This window comes from Methylobacterium sp. WL7, from assembly GCF_008040085.1.
Taxonomy (GTDB): domain Bacteria; phylum Pseudomonadota; class Alphaproteobacteria; order Rhizobiales; family Beijerinckiaceae; genus Methylobacterium; species Methylobacterium mesophilicum.
Window position 1 is genome coordinate 1 of sequence record NZ_VRVG01000116.1, and the last position, 18,118, is coordinate 18,118.

Sequence of the window (18,118 nt, forward strand, 5' to 3'; positions counted from 1 at the left end):
CCCGCGCCCCGACGAAATCCGGGTGACGGGCGCGCCCCGATCGGCTATCCGTTTGGCCTGGCGCAGGGCCTGTAGCTCAATGGTTAGAGCCGACCGCTCATAACGGTCTGGTTGCAGGTTCGAGTCCTGCCGGGCCCACCACCTGTCGCGCAGGACCTTGCGTCCCGACAAGATTTTCGGCCCGCTCTCGGCATCCGCCCGGTCGTCCAGGGCCAGAGCCGAATGATCTGCGACCCTGAGACGGCCTCCGCCTGCGGGGCGATTGCGCGGCTCCCGCGTTGGCTGACGGCTTGCACCGAAACCCGGCCGCAGCTTTCGTAAGGCGGGCACGGGGCGCGTGTCGCCCGGAAAACCATGAGCGCTGATCCGATGAGCTCCGACCTGACCGTCTACTACGATGGCGGCTGCCCGCTCTGCCGGGCCGAGATCGGCCATTACCGCGACTGCCGCGGGGCCGAGCGGATCGCCTTCGTCGATGTCGGGCGCGACGCGCCGGCGGACGGCCTCGGGCCGGATCTCGACCGGGGCGACGCCCTGCGGCGCTTCCACGTGCGCGGAGCGGACGGCCGGCTCGTGTCGGGGGCGGCGGCGTTCGCGCGGCTGTGGCGCGTCCTGCCGAACTGGCGCTGGCTCGGCCGCCTCGTCGAGCTGCGCGTCTTCGGGCTGCGTCCCATCCTGCCCGTGGCGGAGGCGGCCTACCGGCTGTTCCTGCCCCTGCGGCCGCGGCTGGCGCGGCTGATCACCCGCCGGCACCGCTGAGACCGCGCGCTCGACCCGCGCGGACCCGCAGCGGATCGCCGGCGAACGATGAGGCGCTTCCGCCCTGACCCGAAAGCTGGCATCCTGACACCGTGATCCTCTGGCTGGCCCTTCGGCGGCTGCTCCCGCTCCTGGCGGTTCTCAGCCTCGCCCTGCTTCCGGTCGCCGCCCCCGCGGCGGTCGCCGGCATGCATGCGCCGACGACGGCCCAAGCGGAGCGGTCCGCGCCGCATGAGCACGGCCACGCGATGGCGCCGATGGACATGGCGCCGATGGACGACATGGCGGGAGCCGCCATGGACGCCATGCCCTGCTGCCCGCCCGAGGCCGCGGCCCCGTCGGACCAGCAGCCCGGGGACGGGTCCGAGGGCTGCCTCAAGGGCTGTCCGCTGATGGCCCTGTGCCTTGCCGGCCTCGCCTCCTTGCCGCCGTCCGGGATCGGCCTGCCGGTGCCCTTCGCCACCGGGGCGCCTCTGTTTGCCCGGAAGGCGGCGCGGTTCGCCAGCGTGACCGGGACACCGCCGCCCGAGCCGCCCCGAGCCTGACCCCGATGCCGCGGGCCATGACGCCCGCGTGAGGCTGCACGCCCGTGCGGCCGGACATCGTGTTCAGGAGATTCTGTGTGACCTTTCAATTCCTTGCCCAATCCCCGGCGCGCGCCTGCACGGCCGCGCTCGTCGGCACCGCTCTGTGTGCCCCGGCCCGGGCCGCACCGGCGGATTACCGGTTCGAACTCGTCACGCAGGAGGCCAAGGTCGGCGACGCCGTCCTGACGGTCCGCTTGGTCGACACGCGCAGCGGCCAGCCGGTCACCGACGCGGTGATCTTCGCCAAGCGCATCGACATGGCCCCCGACAGCATGGACGAGATGACCTCGACCCTCGCGCAGCTCCCGTCCACGGAGCCGGGCCTCTACCGGTTCAGGACCAAGCTCACCATGGCGGGCGGCTGGCGGCTGTCGCTGGGCGCCAAGGTCCAGGGCGAGACCGGCACCGTGAGCGACAAGCTCGTCTTCCGGGCCGTGCCGTGAGCCGCGCGGCCTGGTTGGCCGGGACCCTCGTCGCCGTGGCGGCGGGGGGCCTCGGCTATGGGGCAGGGCGCGTGAGCGACAGCGCAGCACCCCTGTCCATCGCCCGCGCCTGGGCGGGTTTCGCCGGCGGGAGTCCGGCTGCTGCGCCGAAGCCTACGGGGCCGGTGGTGTATTACCAGGATCCGGACGGCAAGCCGGTCTACTCCCTGTCGCCGATGATGACCGAGGACGGGCGCCTGTTCCGGGCCGTCCAGGCCAGCGAGGATCTACGATTCGACCGGCCCGCCGCCGAGGACGTTTCGGGTCGGGCCGGGCCGGGGGAGGGCGACGCCCCCCCAAAAAAACCCGGCCGGACGGTGCGCTACTACCGCAACCCGATGGGCCTGCCCGACACCTCGCCGGTGCCGAAGAAGGACTCGATGGGGATGGACTACATCCCGGTCTACGCTGGCGACGACCCGGACCCGAGCACCGTCACGGTCTCGCCGGGCCGGATCCAGCGCACCGGCGTGCGCAGCGCCGTGGTCGAGCGCCGGGTCGTGTCCCGACCGGTGCGGGTGCCCGGCACCGTGGCGCTGGACGAGCGCCGGGTCACCGTGGTGGCGACCCGGGCCGACGCCTATGTCGACCATGTCGAGGATGTCACCACCGGCGACCGTGTCCGGAAGGGCCAGAATCTGGTCTCGGTCTACGCGCCGGAGATCAACGCCGCCGCCGCGCAGCTCATCGCCAATCCGGGCTTCGACGGCGCCCGGCGCCGCATCCGCAACCTGAACGTCTCCGAGGCGGTGATCGCCGAGATGGAGCGGACCCGGACGGTGCCCCGCGCCATCACCTGGGCCTCGCCGCGCGACGGGCTGGTGCTCGAACGGCGGGCCATCGAAGGCATGAAGGCCGCGGCCGGCGACACCCTGTTCCGGATCGCCGACCTGTCGCGGATCTGGGTGCTGGCCGACGTGCCGGAGCACGACCTCGCCGGCATCCGCGTCGGCCAGGCCGCCACCGCGCGGGTACCCGGCCGCAGCCTCACCGGTCGGGTGGAGGTGATCTACCCGCAGGTGAACCGGGAGACCCGCGCGACCCGCATCCGGATCGAATTGCCGAACCCGGACGGGCTGCTCCTGCCCGACATGTATGCGGACGTCGAGATCGCCACGGGCGCCACCGAGCCGGTGGTGGCGGTGCCGGAAGAAGCCGTGATCGAGACCGGATCGCGCCAGGCGGTGCTGATCGAGGCCGGGGAGGGCAGGTTCGCGCCCCGGGCGGTCGAGATCGGGCGGCGCGGCGACGGCTTCGTCGAGATCCGCGCGGGCCTCCGGGCCGGCGAGCGGGTCGTCACCGCGGCCAATTTCCTGATCGACGCCGAGAGCAACCTGAAGGCGGCGCTGGCAAGCCTCGCCGCCCCGCCGGCCGACGGGGAGGGCGGCCGATGATCGCCCGGCTGATCGCCTGGTCGGCGCGCAACCGCGTGCTCGTGCTGATCGGCACCGCCTTCGCGGTGGCGGCGGGCGTCCAGGCCCTGCGCACCCTACCGCTCGACGCCATCCCGGACCTCTCGGACGTGCAGACCATCGTCTACACCGAGTATCCCGGCCAGGCGCCGCAGGTGGTTGAGGACCAGGTCACCTACCCGCTGACCACCGCGATGCTGACCGTGCCGCGGGCCAAGGTCGTACGCGGGGTCTCGATGTTCGGGGTCTCGTTCGTCACCGTCATCTCCGCGGACGGCACCGACCCGTACTGGGCACGCTCGCGGGTGCTCGAAGTCCTCAACGGCGCCGGCGGCCGCCTGCCCGCCGGGGTGATCCCGACGCTCGGGCCCGACGCCACCGGGATCGGCTGGGTCTACCAGTACGTGATCCTGGCCCGGCAGCGGACGCTGGCCGAACTGCGCTCCCTGCAGGATTGGGTGGTCCGGTTCGCGGCCTCGCGCGGGGAGGGGGTGGCGGAGGTCGCCCCGGTGGGCGGCTTCGTCAAGCAGTACAGCGTGGTGGTCGACCCGAACCGCCTGCGGGCGCAGGGCATCAGCCTGAACCGCCTGCGGGACGCGATCCGGGCGAGCAACGCCGATGTCGGCGGCCGAACGGTCGAGCTGTCCGAGTTCGAGGTGGTGGTGCGCGGCCGGGGCTACCTCAAGGGCACCGCCGACATCGGAGCCGTCGTGCTCAAGACCGACGCCGGCACGCCGGTGCGGGTGCGCGACGTCGCCCGGGTCGAGATCGGGCCCGACGAGCGGCGCGGGATCGCCGAGCTCGACGGGGAGGGCGAGGTCGCGGGCGCCATCGTGGTGCAGCGATTCGGCGCCAACGCCCGCGCCGTCATCGCGAGCGTCAAGGATCGCCTGGCCGAGATCGGCAAGAGCCTGCCGTCGGGCGCCGAGATCGTGCCGGTCTACGATCGGTCGCAGCTCATCGACGCGGCGATCGCGACGCTGACCCACACCCTGGTCGAGGAATGCGCGATCGTCGCTCTGGTCTGCGTCGTGTTCCTGCTGCACCTGCGCAGCGCGCTGGTGGCGATCCTGATGCTGCCGGTGGGGATCCTGATGGCGTTTTCCGCCATGCGGGCGCTCGGACTCGGCGCCGACATCATGAGTCTGGGCGGCATCGCCATCGCGGTCGGCGCGATGATCGACGCCGCCATCGTGATGATCGAGAACGCCCACAAGCACCTGGAGCGCGCGCCGCCGGGCCGGCCCCGGGCCGAGATCCTGGTCGGGGCCGCCGCCGAGGTCGGGCCGTCGCTGTTCCTGTCGCTCCTGGTGATCACGGTCTCGTTCCTGCCGATCTTCAGCCTGGAGAGCCAGGAAGGCCGGCTGTTCGGGCCGCTCGCCTTCACCAAGACCTTCGCGATGGCGGCGGCCGCGCTGCTGTCGGTGACCCTGGTGCCGGCGCTGATGATCCTGTTCGTGCGCGGCCGGATCGTCCCGGAGCACCGCAACCCGGTGAACCGGCTGCTGATCGGGATCTACCGGCCGCTGATCGCCGCGGTGCTGCGGGCCCGGATCCTGACGCTCGTCCTGGCGCTCGGGATGCTGGCCGCCACGATCTGGCCGGCGCGCCAGCTCGGCTCGGAATTCATGCCCGAGCTCAACGAGGGCACGCTGCTCTACATGCCCACGACCCTGCCGGGCCTCTCCGTCACCAAGGCGGCCGAGCTGCTGGCGACCCAGGACCGGATCATCAAGACGTTCCCGGAGGTCGCCTCGGTCTACGGCAAGGCGGGCCGGGCCGGCACCGCGACCGATCCGGCGCCGCTCGAGATGTTCGAGACGATCATCCGGCTCAAGGCCCCGGAGGCGTGGCGGCCCGGCGTGACGCTGGCGAGCCTGCGGGCCGAGATGGACAAGGCGCTGCAGTTTCCCGGCGTGTCCAACGCCTGGACCCAGCCGATCCGCGCCCGGATCGACATGCTGGCCACCGGCATCCGCACCCCCGTCGGCGTCAAGCTGTTCGGCCCCGATCTCGCCGCCCTGGAACCGGTCGCCCGGGCGGTCGAGGCGGTGCTCCGCACGGTCCCGGGCACGACGAGCGCCTATGCCGAGCGGGTCGTGGGCGGCACCTTCCTCGACATCACCCCGGACCGGGAGGCGCTCGGCCGCTACGGGCTCACCGTCGGCGACGTCCAGGACGTGGTGGCCACCGCGCTCGGCGCCGCCACCGTCACCACCACCGTGGAGGGGCGCGAGCGCTACGGCGTCAGCGTGCGCTACCCGCGTGCCCTCCGGTCCGACCCGCAGGCGATCGCCGATGACGTCCAGGTGGCGCTCCCGGGCGGGGGGACCGTGCCGCTCGGGGCGGTCGCGACGATCCAGCTCGTACGCGGGCCGACGTCGATCCGGAGCGAGAACGGGCGCCCCGCGCTCTACCTGTACGTCGACATCGCCGGGCGTGACCTCGGCGGCTACGTCGAAGAGGCGCGGGACGTGGTGGCCCGCGCGGTGACGCTGCCCGAGGGCGTGACGCTCCAGTGGAGCGGCCAGTTCGAGGCCCTGGAGCGGGCCGAGGCAAGGCTGCGGATCGTCGTCCCGGCGACCCTGCTGGTGATCGTCCTGCTGCTCTACCTCGTGTTCCGACGGGTGACCGAGACGCTGATCGTGCTGCTGTCGCTGCCCTTCGCGCTGGTCGGCGGCGTCTGGCTGATGTGGGCCATGGGGTTCCACCTGTCGGTCGCCGTGGCGGTGGGTTTCATCGCGCTGGCCGGCGTCGCCGCCGAGACCGGGATCCTGATGCTGGTCTATCTCGACCAGGCGCTCGCCGAGCGGCGCGGGGAGGCGGCCCGGGCCGGGCGGCCCCTCACCCGCGCGGACCTGCGCGCCGCCATCATGGTCGGGGCGGTGGAGCGGGTCCGCCCCAAGATGATGACCGTCGTGGCGATCATGGCCGGCCTCCTGCCGATCCTGTGGAGCACCGGGGCGGGCTCCGAGGTGATGCAGCGGATCGCCGTGCCGATGATCGGCGGCATGGCCTCATCGACGCTCCTGACCCTGATCGTGATCCCGGCGGTCTACGGCCTGGTCAAGGGCAGGGGCCTTCCGGCGGCGGCTGACCTGCCAGGCTCGGCCCCGGACGGGGCCGCGGCCCTTCCGAAGCGCGCGTAGAGGGCCGGCAGGACCACCAGGGTCAGCAGGGTCGCGCTGATCAGGCCGCCGATCACCACGGTGGCGAGCGGCCTCTGCACCTCGGCGCCCGTTCCGGTGGCGAGCGCCATCGGGACGAAGCCGAGCGACGCGACCAGCGCCGTCATGGCCACTGGCCGCAGGCGGGTCACGGCCCCCTCCAGGATCGCCGCCCGCAGGGGCCGGCCCTCGGCGACGAGCTGCTTGATGAAGCTCAGCATCACCAGGCCGTTCAGCACCGCGACGCCCGAGAGCGCGATGAACCCGACCGCGGCCGGCACCGACAGCGGCATGCCCCGCAGCCACAGGGCCGCGATCCCGCCGGTGAGCGCCAGCGGCACCGCGGAGAACACCAGGAGCGCGTCGCGCGCGCTGCCGAGCGCCGAGGTCAGCAGCAGGAAGATCAGGCCGAAGCAGACCGGCACCACCAGGGTCAGGCGCCGCCGGGCCGAGGCGAGGTTCTCGAACTGGCCGCCCCAGGTCACGTAGGAGCCGGCCGGCAGCGCGATCTGCTCGGCGACCTTCGCCTGCGCTTCGGCCACCAGCGAGCCGATGTCCCGGCCGCGCACGTTGGCGGTGACGACGACGCGCCGCTGGCCGTTCTCCCGCGAGATCTGGTTCGGCCCCTCGGTCACCGAGAAGCTGGCGACCTGCCGCAGCAGGACGGAGGCGACCTTGCCGTTCGGCCCCGGGGGGAGGGGGACGGGCAGGTTCTCCAGGGCCTCGCGGTCCTCCCGGACGGCGTCGGTCAGGCGCACCACGATCGGGACGCGCCGGTCGCCCTCGAACACGGAACCGGCCTCCCGGCCGCCGATCGCGGCGCCGATCACCTCCTGGATCGCTCCGGTGCTGAGGCCCAGCCGCGCCGCCTCGGTCCGGTCGATCCCGATCTCGAAGACCGGCAGCCCGGCGATCTGCTCGACCTTCACGTCGTCGGCCCCGTCGATGCCGCGCAGGATCGCGGCGATCTGGTTGGCGGTCTTGAGCATCGGCTCGAACGCGTCGCCGAACACCTTGACGGCGAGGTCGCCCCGGGTCCCGGCGAGCAGCTCGTTGAAGCGCAGCTGGATCGGCTGGGAGAACTCGTAGACGTTGCCGGCGAGGTCGCCCAAAGCCGCCTCGATCTGCGCCTGCAGGGCCGCCTTGGTGAGCGTGGGATCGGGCCACTCCGCCTGCGGCTTCAGGATCACGAAGGTGTCCGAGGCGCTCGGCGGCATCGGGTCGGAGGCGATCTCGGCGGTGCCGGTCTTCGAGAACACGGTGGCCACCTGCGGGAAGCCCGCCACGACCTCCTCGACCTTGAGCTGCATCGCCTGCGATTGGGTCAGGGAGGTCGAGGGGATCCGGCTGGCGTTGAGTGCGATGCTCTTCTCGTCCAGCAGCGGGATGAACTCGGTGCCGAGCCGGGCCGCCAGCAGGCCGGCGCCCACGAGCAGCAGCAGGGCCGCCGCCAGGAACGGCGCCGGCGCCCGGATCGCTGCGGCGAGCAGCGGCCGGTAAGCCGCCTTCAGGCCCCGGATCAGCGGATTGTCGACCTCGGTGACCCGGCCGGTGATCACGATGGCGATCATGGCCGGCACGAAGGTCAGCGACAGGACGAACGCGCAGGCCAGCGCCAGGATCACGGTCAGAGCCATCGGCTCGAACATCTTGCCCTCGACCCCCGTGAAGGTCAGGAGCGGCCCGTAGACCAGGATGATGATCGCCTGCCCGTACAGCGACGGCCGGATCATCTCCTCGGCCGAGGCCCGGACCGTCTCCAAGCGCTCCTCCAGGGTGAGCCCGCGGCCGAGCCCCTGCTGGCGCTCGGCGAGGTGGCGCAGCGCGTTCTCGGTGATGATCACCGCGCCGTCGACGATCAGGCCGAAATCGAGGGCGCCGAGGCTCATCAGGTTGGCCGAGATTTTTGCCTCGACCATGCCGGTCACCGTCATCAGCATGGCGACCGGGATCACCAGGGCGGTGACCAGGGCGGCCCGGATGTTGCCCAGCAGCAGGAACAGGATCGCGATCACCAGGGCCGCGCCCTCGGCGAGGTTCCGGGCCACCGTGCGGATCGTGGCCTCGACCAGGACCGTCCGGTCGAGCACCGTCCGCACCACGATCCCGGGCGGCAGCGTCCGCCGGAGCTGGGCCATGCGGGCCTCGACCGCGGCCGCGACCGTGCGGCTGTTCTCGCCGATCCGCATCAGGGCGGTGCCGATCACGGCCTCCCGGCCGTCCACGCTGCCCGAGCCGGTGCGCAATTCGCGCCCGAACCGCAGGGCTGCCACGTCCCGGACCCGCACCGGCACGCCGCCCCGTGTGGCCACCACCACGTCGGCGATCGCCTCCATGCTCTCCAGGCGGCCGGCGGCGCGCACGATGGTGCCCTCGCCGTTATCCTCGAGGTAGCGGGCGCCCTGGTTGGCGTTGTTGGCCTCGAGCGCCCGGACCACGTCCGCGAAGGACAGGTCGAGGGCGGTCAGCTTCGTGGGGTCCGGCTGGACATGGTACTGCTTCTCGTAGCCGCCGATGCCGTCGACCCCGGCCACCCCCGGCACGGTGCGGATCTGGGGCCGGATGATCCAGTCCTGGACGGTGCGCAGGTAGGCGTTCCGCTCCAGCTCGGTGGCGAGACTCTGGCCCTCCGGCGTCAGGTAGCTGCCGTCCGGCTGCCAGCCCGGCCGCCCCCCGGGCGAGACCGTTCGCGCGTCGGGCTTGGCGTACTGGACCGACCACATGGTGATCTCGCCCAGCCCCGTGGAGATCGGGCCCATATGCGGCTCGGCGCCGGGCGGCAGGTCGCCCTTCACCTGCGACAGGCGCTCGGCGACCTGCTGGCGGGCGAAGTAGATGTCGAGCCGCTCGTCGAAGATCGCGGTGACCTGCGAGAAGCCGTTGCGCGAGAGCGAGCGGGTGTATTCGAGCCCCTTGATGCCGGCGAGCGCTGTCTCGACCGGGTAGGTCACCTGGCGCTCGACATCGACCGGCGACAGCGACGGCGCCAGGGTGTTGATCTGCACTTGATTGTTGGTGATGTCGGGCACCGCGTCGATCGGCAGCCGGGTCAGCGCCGTGGCGCCGAAGCCCGCCGCCAGCAGCACGAGGAGCAGGACCAGCCAGCGCTGGCGGATCGCGACGTCGAGGATGCGGCTGAGCATGTCCGGCGCCTCAATCGTCGTGGCCGGCTTCGGCCTTGCCGAGCTCGGCCTTCAGCAGGAAGGTGTTGCCGACCGCGATCTCGGCGCCGGCTGCGAGCCCCGCCGTGACCGCGTAGGATTCGTCGTCGGAGCGCCCGAGTTCGACCGGGCGCATGGCGAAGCCCTCGGGCGTGCGGACGAAGACCACGCGCGCCCCCGCCACGGTCTGGAGCGCCGCCTTGGGCACCCGGACCGGCACGGGATCCCGGTCGATCTCGATCTCGGCGGTGACGAAGGTGCCGGGGCGCCAGGCCAGGTCGGCATTGGGCAGGGCGACCACGACCCGGGCCGAGCGGGTCTCCGGGTTGAGGAACGGGCTCACGAAGATCACCCGGCCCTCCTGGTGGCGGCCGCCGCCCTCCCGGCTCGGGGTGACGGTCACGCGGGCGCCCTCCTGCACCCGGGCGAGGTCGAGGGTCGGCACCGACAATTCGATCCAGACGGTGGAGAGGTCGGCCACCAGGTAGATCTCGGCCGGGTCGCCCTCCTTGCCGACCGCCGAGCCGACATCGACCTTCCGTTCGACCACCCGCCCGGCGAACGGCGCGCGCAGTTCGTAGCGGCGCAGGGTCGAGAGCGTCGGGGTCGCCTCGTCGCGCTTCTGCGCGGCCGCGACCGCGGCGGCGTCGAGCCCCAGCGCCGACAGCTTCTGGCGCGCCAGGTCGGCCCGCAGCCGGGTCTCGAGGAACGCCGCGCGGGCGCTCTGGAACGCCGATTCCGAGGCCGAGCGCGAGGCCAGCAGCGTCTGCTGACGCTCGAAGTTGATCGTCTGGAGTTCGACCTGGACGAGCGCGGTCAGGTACTCGCTCTTGGCGTCGGCGACCTCCCGGCTGTCGAGCACGGCCACGACCTCGTCCTTCTGGACGGCGTCGCCCAGGCGCTTGCGCATCTCCGCGACGGTCCCGACCACCCGGGCGGGGACCCGGGCGATCCGGTCGGTGTCGGGGGTGATGGTGCCGGGGACGAGGAGGTGGCGGGCCAGCGTCCCGCCGGTGACCGGCGCGACCGCGATGCCCTGCGCCGCCACCTGCTCGGGCCGCATCCGGATCACCCCCGCCTCGGCGTGCGCGTGGTCCGGATGCCCTTCGTCCTGGTGGCCTCGCCCTTCGGGCACGGCGGCCTGCGTCGGGCCATGATCGTGATCGTGCCCGACCGGCTCGGGCCCGGGATGACCGGCGGTCCGGGTCAAGCCGACCGCCGCGAGGCTGTCCCGGACGAACCCGGACACGCCCGGAACGGCGGCGCCGACCACGATGCCGGCGGCCAGAAGGAAAAGGGAAATGAGGAGACGCATGGGAGCCTGCTCGGCCGGGACCGCGGCGCGCCGCGCGGCGGCGTTCGGGGAATCCCGTTCAGATGACGCGTGAGGGCGAACCGGACGCCCGCGCGGGCAGGCCGGCCAGGACGCGCGCCGAGACCGGCGGCGTCGGCTCAGGCGCGGGGGGGCCGGGGCAGGCGGTCGGGCACGATCGAGGAAAGGGCGCCGGAGGTCCGGACCGCGACCGGCCGGACGGGAACCGCCGGCGGCGCCAGGGCTCCGGTCTCCAGGGGCGCGACCTGGTGGCAGCCGCAATGGAGGTGCTCGGTCACGCCGGGATCGACGCTGGTGCCGGCCTCCGCGAGCGATGGTCCGTCGATGCGGTCGTGATGGCCGCCCGCATGGAACGCCAGATCCGCCGCGAGGCCGACGCCCGGTCCGGCCAGGCAGAGGGTCAGGACGAGCGCGAGCATGCGGGCGGCGATCGCCCACCAGCCGCGCCCCGAGCGCCCCTGCCGAATCCGAGACTTCATCGCGGCCGTTATGGGCGATCCGGCCCCGGGCGCACAAGGGCCGGCGCGATCGAAGCTGCGTTCGGCCGTCCCGCGACCCGGAGGAGCGGGGCGAGGCGGCTCACGCCGACAGCCGCAGGATCCAGTCGTAGAAGTCGGCCCAGTCCCGGCGCGCCGGCAGCGGGGCGGGCGGTGCGCCGGCCTGGATCCGGGCCTGGGCGCGGACGTCCCGGGGGGCGCAGCCGAACGCGTCCCGGAAGGCCTGCGTGAAATGCGCGGGGTTCTCGAAATGCCACCGGTAGGCGACCTCCGAGATCCGCGCGAAGCGGCCGTCCCCGGCGCGGGCGAGGTCCCGGTAGGCTCGGTCGAGCCGGCGCTGGCGGATGTAGCCGGCCACGCCGCCCATCGGGGCGAACAGGCGGTAGAGGGCGCTGCGTGAGACGCCGAACCGCCCGCAGAGCGCCTCGGCGGTCAGGCCCGGGTTGTCCAGCTCGGCCTCGATCACCCGCCGGATGACGAGGAAGAGCGGCGCGCGCTCCGGCGCCCGGTCGGCCCGCGCGCGCCCGGACAGGCGCGGGACGGCGGCGGCGAGCAGCGTCGCGGTCGCCTCCGCGGCGGCCCGGGACTCGTGTTCCGAAAACCCGTCGGCATGGGCGCTGAGCGATCGGAGATGGTCCGCGAGCAACCGGCCGAACGGCGTGGTGCCGTGCAGGACCGTCCCGTGCAGCGCGTCGAGATCGACCGCCCCCGCGCCGAACAGCGGCCGCGGCAGAACCAGCGTCAGGGCGCGGTAATCCGTGGAGCTGGCGGCCAGGGGCCGGGACAGGTCGAACAGGCAGATATCGCCGGGCCCGCAATCCTGCTCGCCGCCCTCGATTTCGATCCGGGAGCGGCCAGAGACGCGGACATGCGCCAGGATGTGATCGACGCCCATCCGGGCGACCAGGGCGCGCGAGCGCTCGAACCGCAAACCGGAGGCACCCGCCCGGCACAGGATGGCATTGCCCAGGTGCCGGACCTGCGACTGTCCGCGGAAGTCGGCGACATCCTCCGGCCGGATGGCGAACTCCCAGAACGGCGCGACGGCCTCACGCCAGGCCGCGGCCTGAAGCAGACCAGGCCCGTCCCCGCCCATCTCCAGGACTGATTTCGACCGCATCACCCGAGTCGTGCATCCCGACATGCACGTGCGCAGCCGGCCACGTGCTGATGTCAGGTGCTGGTTTGCAGATCAAAGGTCAAGGTTCCACAGCTGGAATACCGGATTAACGCGTTGATAGCACTACGTAGAATATTATTCTCAAGAGCGCCGGCATCTGCGTGATCGAACGTCAGTCCATCGCGCAAGTGAAGCCAGCCTTCGTGTCATGGATTCCGAATTCGGGCCCGACGGCCCTGCCGTGAGGACTTGAACCGATCTCCGTCGGGAGCCGACGGGTGGCTTCCCGCCGCCGCAGGCGGATGGTCTTACGCGGCGTCACGCAACGCGCGCTCCGCTCCACCGGGGCCGGCGCACGAAAAACCCCGCGGGCCCGGTCGGGCTGCGGGGTTGAAGGCGGCAGGGTCGCCGGAGCGCAGGGCTCCGGGATCGACCGGTCACGCGGCGCGAGGCCGGGTCACTTTCCGCTGGGCGCCGCACCGCTGCCCGTGGCCCCGTTCCCGGTGCTGTTGCTGCCGGCGGGCGAGCCGGAGGTCGAGGTGTTGCCGTTGGGCGTGCTCTGGGCGGCCGCCATCCCGGCGCTGCCCGCGACGATGGCGAGGGCGAGAAGCGTGGTCTGGAGGGTACGGCTGGTCATGAAACGCTCACATCCCGAAGGACCGGCCAGGGCCGGCATGACCTAGACAACGGGGACGGCGCCGAGGCTGTTCCCGGGCGCCCCCGCCTCCGGCCCCGGGCTCAGACCCGCAGGGCGGCGGCGCTGGCCGGCTCGTGGAGCGGGCAGCCGTTGTGCGCGGCCCGGAACCCCGACGAGGCCGGGTAGACTGCCCGCCGCGCCCGCATGATCGAGCCGAGCGGCCGATGCGCCATCAGGCCGTGCCACGGGCTGAAGGCGAGGCCGTCGTCCAGGGCCGCGACCTTGGCCTCGCTCCAGGCCGCCTGGCGCGGCACCGTGATCCGCGCCACGGTTCGGTAGGGGCTCTCGGCCTCCGGCCACGGCACCGAGGCATCCTCCACCGGCATCGTCGCGGGGTCGGTCATGAGCTGCGCCCGCACCTCCCAGACGCCGTCATGGGCGGCGAAATAGGCGTCCACCGCCTCGCGCAGGCCGTTCGGCTTGCCGTTGACGTCGAGCGGCGCATGGGTGAGCGCGGTCAGCTCCGGGGAGACGGGCGCCACCGAGACTTTGGCGACGTAATCGCCCCAGCGCAGCGGCACCTGGCTGTAGAAGGTCTCGCCGAGGATGTGGGTCTCGGGGTGGCCGCCCAGCGCGATCACCGTCGGGCTCTGGGTCCCCAGCCCCTCCAGCACCGTCTCGACGCCGCGCAGCAGGGCCGAGAGCCCCTTCTTGAACACCTGCGGGGTGTCGGTGGTGGCGGCCAGGAGCTTGAGGCTCTTCAGGAAGGCAGCGCCGTCCCTGGCCGTGAAGGCCGGAGCGTTGGCCATCACGAAATCCTGCGTCGTGCCCTCCGATCCGGGCAGGCGCTCGCCGGCCACGCCCAGGACCTTGAGGGCGAGGCCCCGCGGGGTCGAGACGCTGTCGTCGAGGATGTCGCCCGGATTGGTCGAGAGCCGCAGGACCACATCGTGGGTCCCCGGCGTCGCGAAGGCGCCCTGGGCAAGGGGGGCGGGCAGGTCGGGCAGCACGTCGAGCCGGCCCAGGAGCAAGCCGTGCGCCTTGGCGTGCACGCCGCGCACCGCGTGGCCGTAATCCTTCAGCGTCGTGCCCTGGATCTTGGCGAATTGCGCAATCATGCCGGCGTGGATCGCGTCCTCGTCGGGCTGCGGCGTCTCCAGGTCGGGGGTGTAGCGGGTGAACGAGGCCATAGGTCGGGTTGCTCCGAGCGGGTATCGCGCGTTGGAGCCTCAACCGGTGTGTTTCCGCGCCGTTCCGGCCATATCCAACGACAAACGCCCCGGGCGCGGAAGCACCCGGAGCGTTTGCAGGCTCAGTCGCCGCCCGGCCCGATCGGCCGGGCGGCGTTGGTCTTAGTACGAGCCGAACTTGTAGTTCAGGCCGGCGCGGACCACGGCGAACTCGTCGTCGCGACGGCCGATGGCGCTGTAGAAGGCCGGGACGTTGTTGGCGGCGTTGATCACGAACGCACCCTGGTTGCGGGTGTTGCGGTCGAGGTTGACGTACAGGCCTTCGACCTTGAGCGTCACGGCCGACGAGCGGAAGAAGTTCAGGAACGAGTCGACCGGCAGGGCGTATTCCATGCCGCCGCCGACGGTCCAGCCGGTGCGGAAGCTGTCGTTGCCGGCAAAGCCGCCGAACGAACGGTCGGCGCTGCCCGAGCCGTAGGCGAAGCCGCCGGTGCCGTACACCAGGACCCGGTCGAAGGCGTAGCCGAGACGACCGCGGACGGTGCCGAAGAAGTCGAGGCTCGACAGGCCGCGCGGGTCGGTCACGTAGAAGCCCGGACGCAGCGCGCCGCCGGTCACGAAGGCGTTGTTCCGGCCACGGCCGAAGTCGAGGTACTGGGCGTCGGCCTCGACGCCGATGACCACGCCCGAACCTGGGGTGAACTGGTAGTTGTAGCCGACCTGGCCACCGCCGGAGAAGCCTTCCTGGTTCCGCTGGCTGAAGTTCGCCGTGGCGACGCCGGTGGCGTACGCGGCCGGGATGCCGAAGCTGGAAGCGCTGTTGCTGCTGGCGTCGAAGGCGTAGCCGGCGTTGATACCGAAGTAGGCGCCGGTCCAGGTGAACACGGGCACCGGGGTGAAGATCGGCGGCGGGGCGGCGCGACGCGGCAGGTCGGCGGCCGAGGCGGCGGCGGTCAGGGCAGTAAAGGCGGCCAACGAGGCCAGAAGCGTCTTCATAACTGGTCTTTCCCCAGCGAATGTTCCTATCCACTGAGGAATTACCCGGTTTTCCACACTCAAGCTGTATCGCCACGGCCACAGGTGCCGCGGAAGGGAATTTTGGCGCCATCGGGCCGCCGACCTGAACCATCCTGCCACCGGCCCGTTGGCGCCGGACGCCCTCGGAAACGACGGCGCGTCGCCCCACGCGGAGGCCCCATGACCAAGCTGTTCATCGCCCAGATCCGCGACGCGGACGGGGACAAGCCGCTCGTGACGGTGCGGGCGGAGGCCGAGGGCGAGGCACGCCTGTTCCTGGCGGCGGCCTACCCGGAGGCGGAGATCGCCGGCCTCACCGAGCCCAGCGACTGGACCAGCGACGCCGATACCGGCTCCCGGGCCGGCGACATCCGCGAGCATCCCGGCACCGCCTGGCAGACGCCCTCCAGCCTGGCGGATTGACTCGCATTCGAGTGATTCCCTTCACCGGCCGTCAGCCCGCCTCAGTGAGGCTGGCGCCGTGATGTCCGGCGATCCCACACCCCGGCTGCTCGCGGCCGCTTCCGCCCTCACGGGCGCCGCCGCCCTGATGGTCCGGTCGGAACCGTCATGGGCGGGCGTGCTGGTCGGCTTGTCGTGCCTGGCGCTCTGGGCCGTCGGCACCCTGGCGTCGAGAGCCGGCAAGCCGCTCGCCCTGACCAAGCCCGCCCGACCGGTGGGGCTGGAGGCGGTGATCGTCGAGAGGCCACGGCCGCCGCTGCTTCTGCCGCCCCCTCGGGCGGCAGAAGCAGCGGCGGCGAATCTTCACCCGACGGATTTGGGGAAGGTACCGACGCGTCGCCAAACCCGCGGCTAGGGATCGCGGCCCGGCTTCGTGCGGCGCCATCAACGCGAGCTTCTGCCGCAGCACCGAGGCCCGACGATCCGCGTTGCCCGCAGCCAAACACGGAGACAGGCATGGCCGACACGGCTGACGTGACCACCTACACCATCAAGCAGGCCCTTGCCGCCCAGGTCGGGGACCATATCGAGATCGCGGTCGAGGCCGAGGACGGCACCAAGCTGAAGCTGAAGGCCACCGCCGACCAGCTCGACGCCCTGGTGGGAGACCTGGAGACCATCCTGGACGCGGACGATTCGGACGGCGAATCCGCCTGACCCGCCCCTCGGGGCCGCCGGCCTTTCGGCGGCCCACCCGGGGATCCGGGCTTACCGCTTCGCCTCGAGGGCGGGCACCTCGATCAACGGGATCAGCGGCTCCAGGTCGATCATCGGGCCGCCGAGATCGAAATAGTCGTTCTCGCAGGCCAGCTCCTCGTCCTCGTCCCGCCGCCCGAACGGCAGGATGGACGACAGCATTCCGAGGCACAACGCACCGGCGATGAGGGCAACCAGAATAGCGACGCTCATGGCGGAACACTCGGACGCGGCGGACGCGTAGAATCAGGCGCCGTCGAGATTAAGACGAAGTTCCTTTGCCGTGCAATGCGAAAGGCGAGCCGGTCACGATTGGGCCGGGACCTTGTCCTGCTGGTGCTCGACTTCATCGCGCACGCCGTGACCGGCCATCAGGATCTCGGTCATGAATGCCCCGATCGCCGCGACGGTGCAGACCAGCGCCGCGCCGAAGCAGGCGAACAGGATCGAGGCGGTCGCCGCGTCGCGCATCGCTCCGACGAACAGCGTCAGCACCGCCATCCCGATCAGGCAAGCGCCGAGCGAGGCCAGGACCACGGCGACATCGAGCACGAAGGAGCGCCGCCGCAGGAAGGTCAGCCTGCGGGACAGGCGCGCGGCCTCCGTATCGGTCGCCTTGGCGATCTGTCCCGAGAGGGCATCGACCTTGTCGGAGATCCGGCCGAGGCGGGTGGAGAATACGTTCAGCAGGGTCGCGAGGGCCGACAGGAGGAAGGCCGGCGCCAGGGCGACCTGGATGATGTGGGCGATGCTGTCGGGCTCGGTGGAGCTCAAGGAGAAGCCGAACATGGGCGCGCTAGGCTCGCGGACGCGGCGCGACCGCCCGGTCTCTGGCACCGCCCCGCGCGGCGGCGGATGATCTCGGGTTCACCATGCCGGGAGCGTCACCACAGGATGGCGTCCGAGCGCAACCCACGGATCACGCCGCGGGGCCGGGGCATGCCCGGGCCACGGAGACCGTTCGCGGGATGGCGGTTATATAACGAGGGTTTACAGCCCCTACACAGGCGGCGGGGGTCGTTAATTAATCTTAACAGCCATCAATAGTCCCGGACGGGCTTGCGAGGCGCCGGCCACTCGGATCTAAGTGAGGGCGAAGCTTCCTGGTTGGTCCTGGGAATGTTCTCGAGCAAACTAGAGCCCCGTCTGCCTCGTGCGGCGGGGTTTTTTGCTGCTGGAAACGTCGAGATACAAATCTCCGGTCTCAAAGGGGCATTCTTGGGCGCGGGATGTGCTCAATCGCACGGACCCAACCACCGGCCCGGGACCCTGGAAGCGCTGTTGCACCGCTGCACTATCGCGTTTCCCCGACCTGCCGTCTCTGTTGCCGGGCACACATCCCGCTGAACGGGAGACAGAGGACCCGATGATCAAGAAGCTTCTTCTCGCGAGCGCCGCCACGGCCCTCCTGACCGGCGCCGCCTCGGCCGCCGACCTGCCGCGTCGCGCCGCCCCGCCGCCGATCTTCACCCCGGTGCCCGTGTTCACCTGGACCGGCGCCTACTTCGGTATCAACGCCGGCTACGCGTTCGACGCCAGCAGCCGCTCCAACAACTCTACCTTCGTCGTGCCGGGCGGTGTCGGCCTGACCAGCGGGC

General features: G+C 71.8%; 17 protein-coding genes, 1 tRNA gene and 1 pseudogene. 10 read left to right on the forward strand and 9 right to left on the reverse strand.

Translation table 11 applies throughout. The features are described 5' to 3' along the window. The first annotated feature begins 65 nt into the window (after positions 1–65). The 6 genes from FV233_RS22675 (at position 66) to FV233_RS22700 (ending at position 6,389) form a co-directional block, all read left to right on the forward strand. Positions 66–141: transfer RNA gene (locus FV233_RS22675), tRNA-Ile, on the forward strand. Positions 142–354: 213 nt separating this feature from the next. Next, the gene (locus FV233_RS22680) at positions 355–759 is read left to right on the forward strand and encodes a DUF393 domain-containing protein (protein ID WP_246690065.1); all 405 of its coding nucleotides are present in this window, start codon (positions 355–357) and stop codon (positions 757–759) included. A 92-nt stretch (positions 760–851) separates the two neighbouring features. Further along, positions 852–1,304, forward strand: coding sequence for a hypothetical protein (locus tag FV233_RS22685; RefSeq protein ID WP_147854830.1), 453 nt, complete (start codon positions 852–854; stop codon positions 1,302–1,304). 77 nt (positions 1,305–1,381) lie between these two features. After that, the gene (locus tag FV233_RS22690) at positions 1,382–1,789 is read left to right on the forward strand and encodes a FixH family protein (RefSeq protein ID WP_147898857.1); all 408 of its coding nucleotides are present in this window, start codon (positions 1,382–1,384) and stop codon (positions 1,787–1,789) included. Then, positions 1,786–3,222: an efflux RND transporter periplasmic adaptor subunit gene (locus FV233_RS22695; RefSeq protein WP_147898858.1), complete on the forward strand. Its 1,437-nt coding sequence runs from the start codon at positions 1,786–1,788 to the stop codon at positions 3,220–3,222. The genes FV233_RS22690 and FV233_RS22695 overlap by 4 nt, the downstream gene beginning before the upstream one ends. Continuing rightward, positions 3,219–6,389 (forward strand): CusA/CzcA family heavy metal efflux RND transporter, encoded by a 3,171-nt coding sequence (locus tag FV233_RS22700; protein ID WP_147898859.1) that lies wholly within the window; start codon positions 3,219–3,221, stop codon positions 6,387–6,389. Before FV233_RS22695 ends, FV233_RS22700 begins: the two co-directional genes overlap by 4 nt. Here FV233_RS22700 and FV233_RS22705 read toward each other — a convergent pair. The 7 genes from FV233_RS22705 to FV233_RS22735 form a co-directional block, all read right to left on the reverse strand. Further along, the gene (locus FV233_RS22705) at positions 6,296–9,550 is read right to left on the reverse strand and encodes a CusA/CzcA family heavy metal efflux RND transporter (RefSeq protein ID WP_147898860.1); all 3,255 of its coding nucleotides are present in this window, start codon (positions 9,548–9,550) and stop codon (positions 6,296–6,298) included. The two genes, FV233_RS22700 and FV233_RS22705, sit on opposite strands and share 94 nt — an antisense overlap. Before the next feature lie 10 nt (positions 9,551–9,560). After that, positions 9,561–10,883: an efflux RND transporter periplasmic adaptor subunit gene (locus FV233_RS22710; RefSeq protein ID WP_147898861.1), complete on the reverse strand. Its 1,323-nt coding sequence runs from the start codon at positions 10,881–10,883 to the stop codon at positions 9,561–9,563. 137 nt (positions 10,884–11,020) lie between these two features. Continuing rightward, complete coding sequence (locus FV233_RS22715) at positions 11,021–11,380, reverse strand: hypothetical protein (protein WP_147898862.1); 360 nt, start codon at positions 11,378–11,380, stop codon at positions 11,021–11,023. 100 nt (positions 11,381–11,480) lie between these two features. Beyond that, positions 11,481–12,518 carry a helix-turn-helix domain-containing protein gene (locus FV233_RS22720; RefSeq protein ID WP_147898863.1) on the reverse strand — a complete coding sequence of 346 codons (1,038 nt, stop codon included), beginning with the start codon at positions 12,516–12,518 and terminating at the stop codon, positions 11,481–11,483. A gap of 457 nt (positions 12,519–12,975) precedes the next feature. Beyond that, complete coding sequence (locus FV233_RS22725; protein ID WP_147898864.1) at positions 12,976–13,155, reverse strand: hypothetical protein; 180 nt, start codon at positions 13,153–13,155, stop codon at positions 12,976–12,978. Positions 13,156–13,256: 101 nt separating this feature from the next. Further along, positions 13,257–14,345, reverse strand: coding sequence for a catalase family protein (locus FV233_RS22730; RefSeq protein ID WP_147898865.1), 1,089 nt, complete (start codon positions 14,343–14,345; stop codon positions 13,257–13,259). Between the two features lie 162 nt (positions 14,346–14,507). Beyond that, complete coding sequence (locus FV233_RS22735) at positions 14,508–15,341, reverse strand: porin family protein (RefSeq protein WP_147856355.1); 834 nt, start codon at positions 15,339–15,341, stop codon at positions 14,508–14,510. A 201-nt stretch (positions 15,342–15,542) separates the two neighbouring features. On the opposite strand from FV233_RS22735, the gene FV233_RS22740 reads away from it, so the two are divergent. From FV233_RS22740 to FV233_RS22750, 3 genes are all read left to right on the forward strand, one after another. Then, complete coding sequence (locus tag FV233_RS22740; RefSeq protein WP_147856356.1) at positions 15,543–15,785, forward strand: hypothetical protein; 243 nt, start codon at positions 15,543–15,545, stop codon at positions 15,783–15,785. Between the two features lie 61 nt (positions 15,786–15,846). After that, the gene (locus FV233_RS22745; RefSeq protein WP_147898866.1) at positions 15,847–16,179 is read left to right on the forward strand and encodes an energy transducer TonB; all 333 of its coding nucleotides are present in this window, start codon (positions 15,847–15,849) and stop codon (positions 16,177–16,179) included. A 101-nt stretch (positions 16,180–16,280) separates the two neighbouring features. Continuing rightward, positions 16,281–16,481: a hypothetical protein gene (locus FV233_RS22750; RefSeq protein ID WP_147856358.1), complete on the forward strand. Its 201-nt coding sequence runs from the start codon at positions 16,281–16,283 to the stop codon at positions 16,479–16,481. Positions 16,482–16,532: 51 nt separating this feature from the next. On the opposite strand, the gene FV233_RS22755 is transcribed toward FV233_RS22750, so the two are convergent. Then, a complete protein-coding gene (locus FV233_RS22755) occupies positions 16,533–16,733 on the reverse strand; it encodes a hypothetical protein (RefSeq protein ID WP_147856359.1) in 201 nt (66 codons plus the stop codon). Between the two features lie 93 nt (positions 16,734–16,826). Further along, the gene (locus tag FV233_RS22760; protein WP_147856360.1) at positions 16,827–17,309 is read right to left on the reverse strand and encodes a DUF2721 domain-containing protein; all 483 of its coding nucleotides are present in this window, start codon (positions 17,307–17,309) and stop codon (positions 16,827–16,829) included. A 577-nt stretch (positions 17,310–17,886) separates the two neighbouring features. On the opposite strand from FV233_RS22760, the pseudogene FV233_RS22765 reads away from it, so the two are divergent. Further along, positions 17,887–18,118 (forward strand): annotated as a pseudogene (locus FV233_RS22765) (porin family protein); the annotation flags it as partial.

Bases quoted from the DNA above. Each gene is read 5' to 3' on its own strand.
- FV233_RS22680 (WP_246690065.1), top strand. From the start codon at position 355: ATGAGCGCTGATCCGATGAGCTCCGACCTGACCGTCTACTACGATGGC.
- FV233_RS22700 (WP_147898859.1), top strand. From the start codon at position 3,219: ATGATCGCCCGGCTGATCGCCTGGTCGGCGCGCAACCGCGTGCTCGTG.
- FV233_RS22705 (WP_147898860.1), bottom strand. From the start codon at position 9,550: ATGCTCAGCCGCATCCTCGACGTCGCGATCCGCCAGCGCTGGCTGGTC.
- FV233_RS22710 (WP_147898861.1), bottom strand. From the start codon at position 10,883: ATGCGTCTCCTCATTTCCCTTTTCCTTCTGGCCGCCGGCATCGTGGTC.
- FV233_RS22715 (WP_147898862.1), bottom strand. From the start codon at position 11,380: ATGAAGTCTCGGATTCGGCAGGGGCGCTCGGGGCGCGGCTGGTGGGCG.
- FV233_RS22720 (WP_147898863.1), bottom strand. From the start codon at position 12,518: ATGCGGTCGAAATCAGTCCTGGAGATGGGCGGGGACGGGCCTGGTCTG.
- FV233_RS22725 (WP_147898864.1), bottom strand. From the start codon at position 13,155: ATGACCAGCCGTACCCTCCAGACCACGCTTCTCGCCCTCGCCATCGTC.
- FV233_RS22730 (WP_147898865.1), bottom strand. From the start codon at position 14,345: ATGGCCTCGTTCACCCGCTACACCCCCGACCTGGAGACGCCGCAGCCC.
- FV233_RS22735 (WP_147856355.1), bottom strand. From the start codon at position 15,341: ATGAAGACGCTTCTGGCCTCGTTGGCCGCCTTTACTGCCCTGACCGCC.
- FV233_RS22740 (WP_147856356.1), top strand. From the start codon at position 15,543: ATGACCAAGCTGTTCATCGCCCAGATCCGCGACGCGGACGGGGACAAG.
- FV233_RS22745 (WP_147898866.1), top strand. From the start codon at position 15,847: ATGTCCGGCGATCCCACACCCCGGCTGCTCGCGGCCGCTTCCGCCCTC.
- FV233_RS22750 (WP_147856358.1), top strand. From the start codon at position 16,281: ATGGCCGACACGGCTGACGTGACCACCTACACCATCAAGCAGGCCCTT.
- FV233_RS22755 (WP_147856359.1), bottom strand. From the start codon at position 16,733: ATGAGCGTCGCTATTCTGGTTGCCCTCATCGCCGGTGCGTTGTGCCTC.
- FV233_RS22760 (WP_147856360.1), bottom strand. From the start codon at position 17,309: ATGTTCGGCTTCTCCTTGAGCTCCACCGAGCCCGACAGCATCGCCCAC.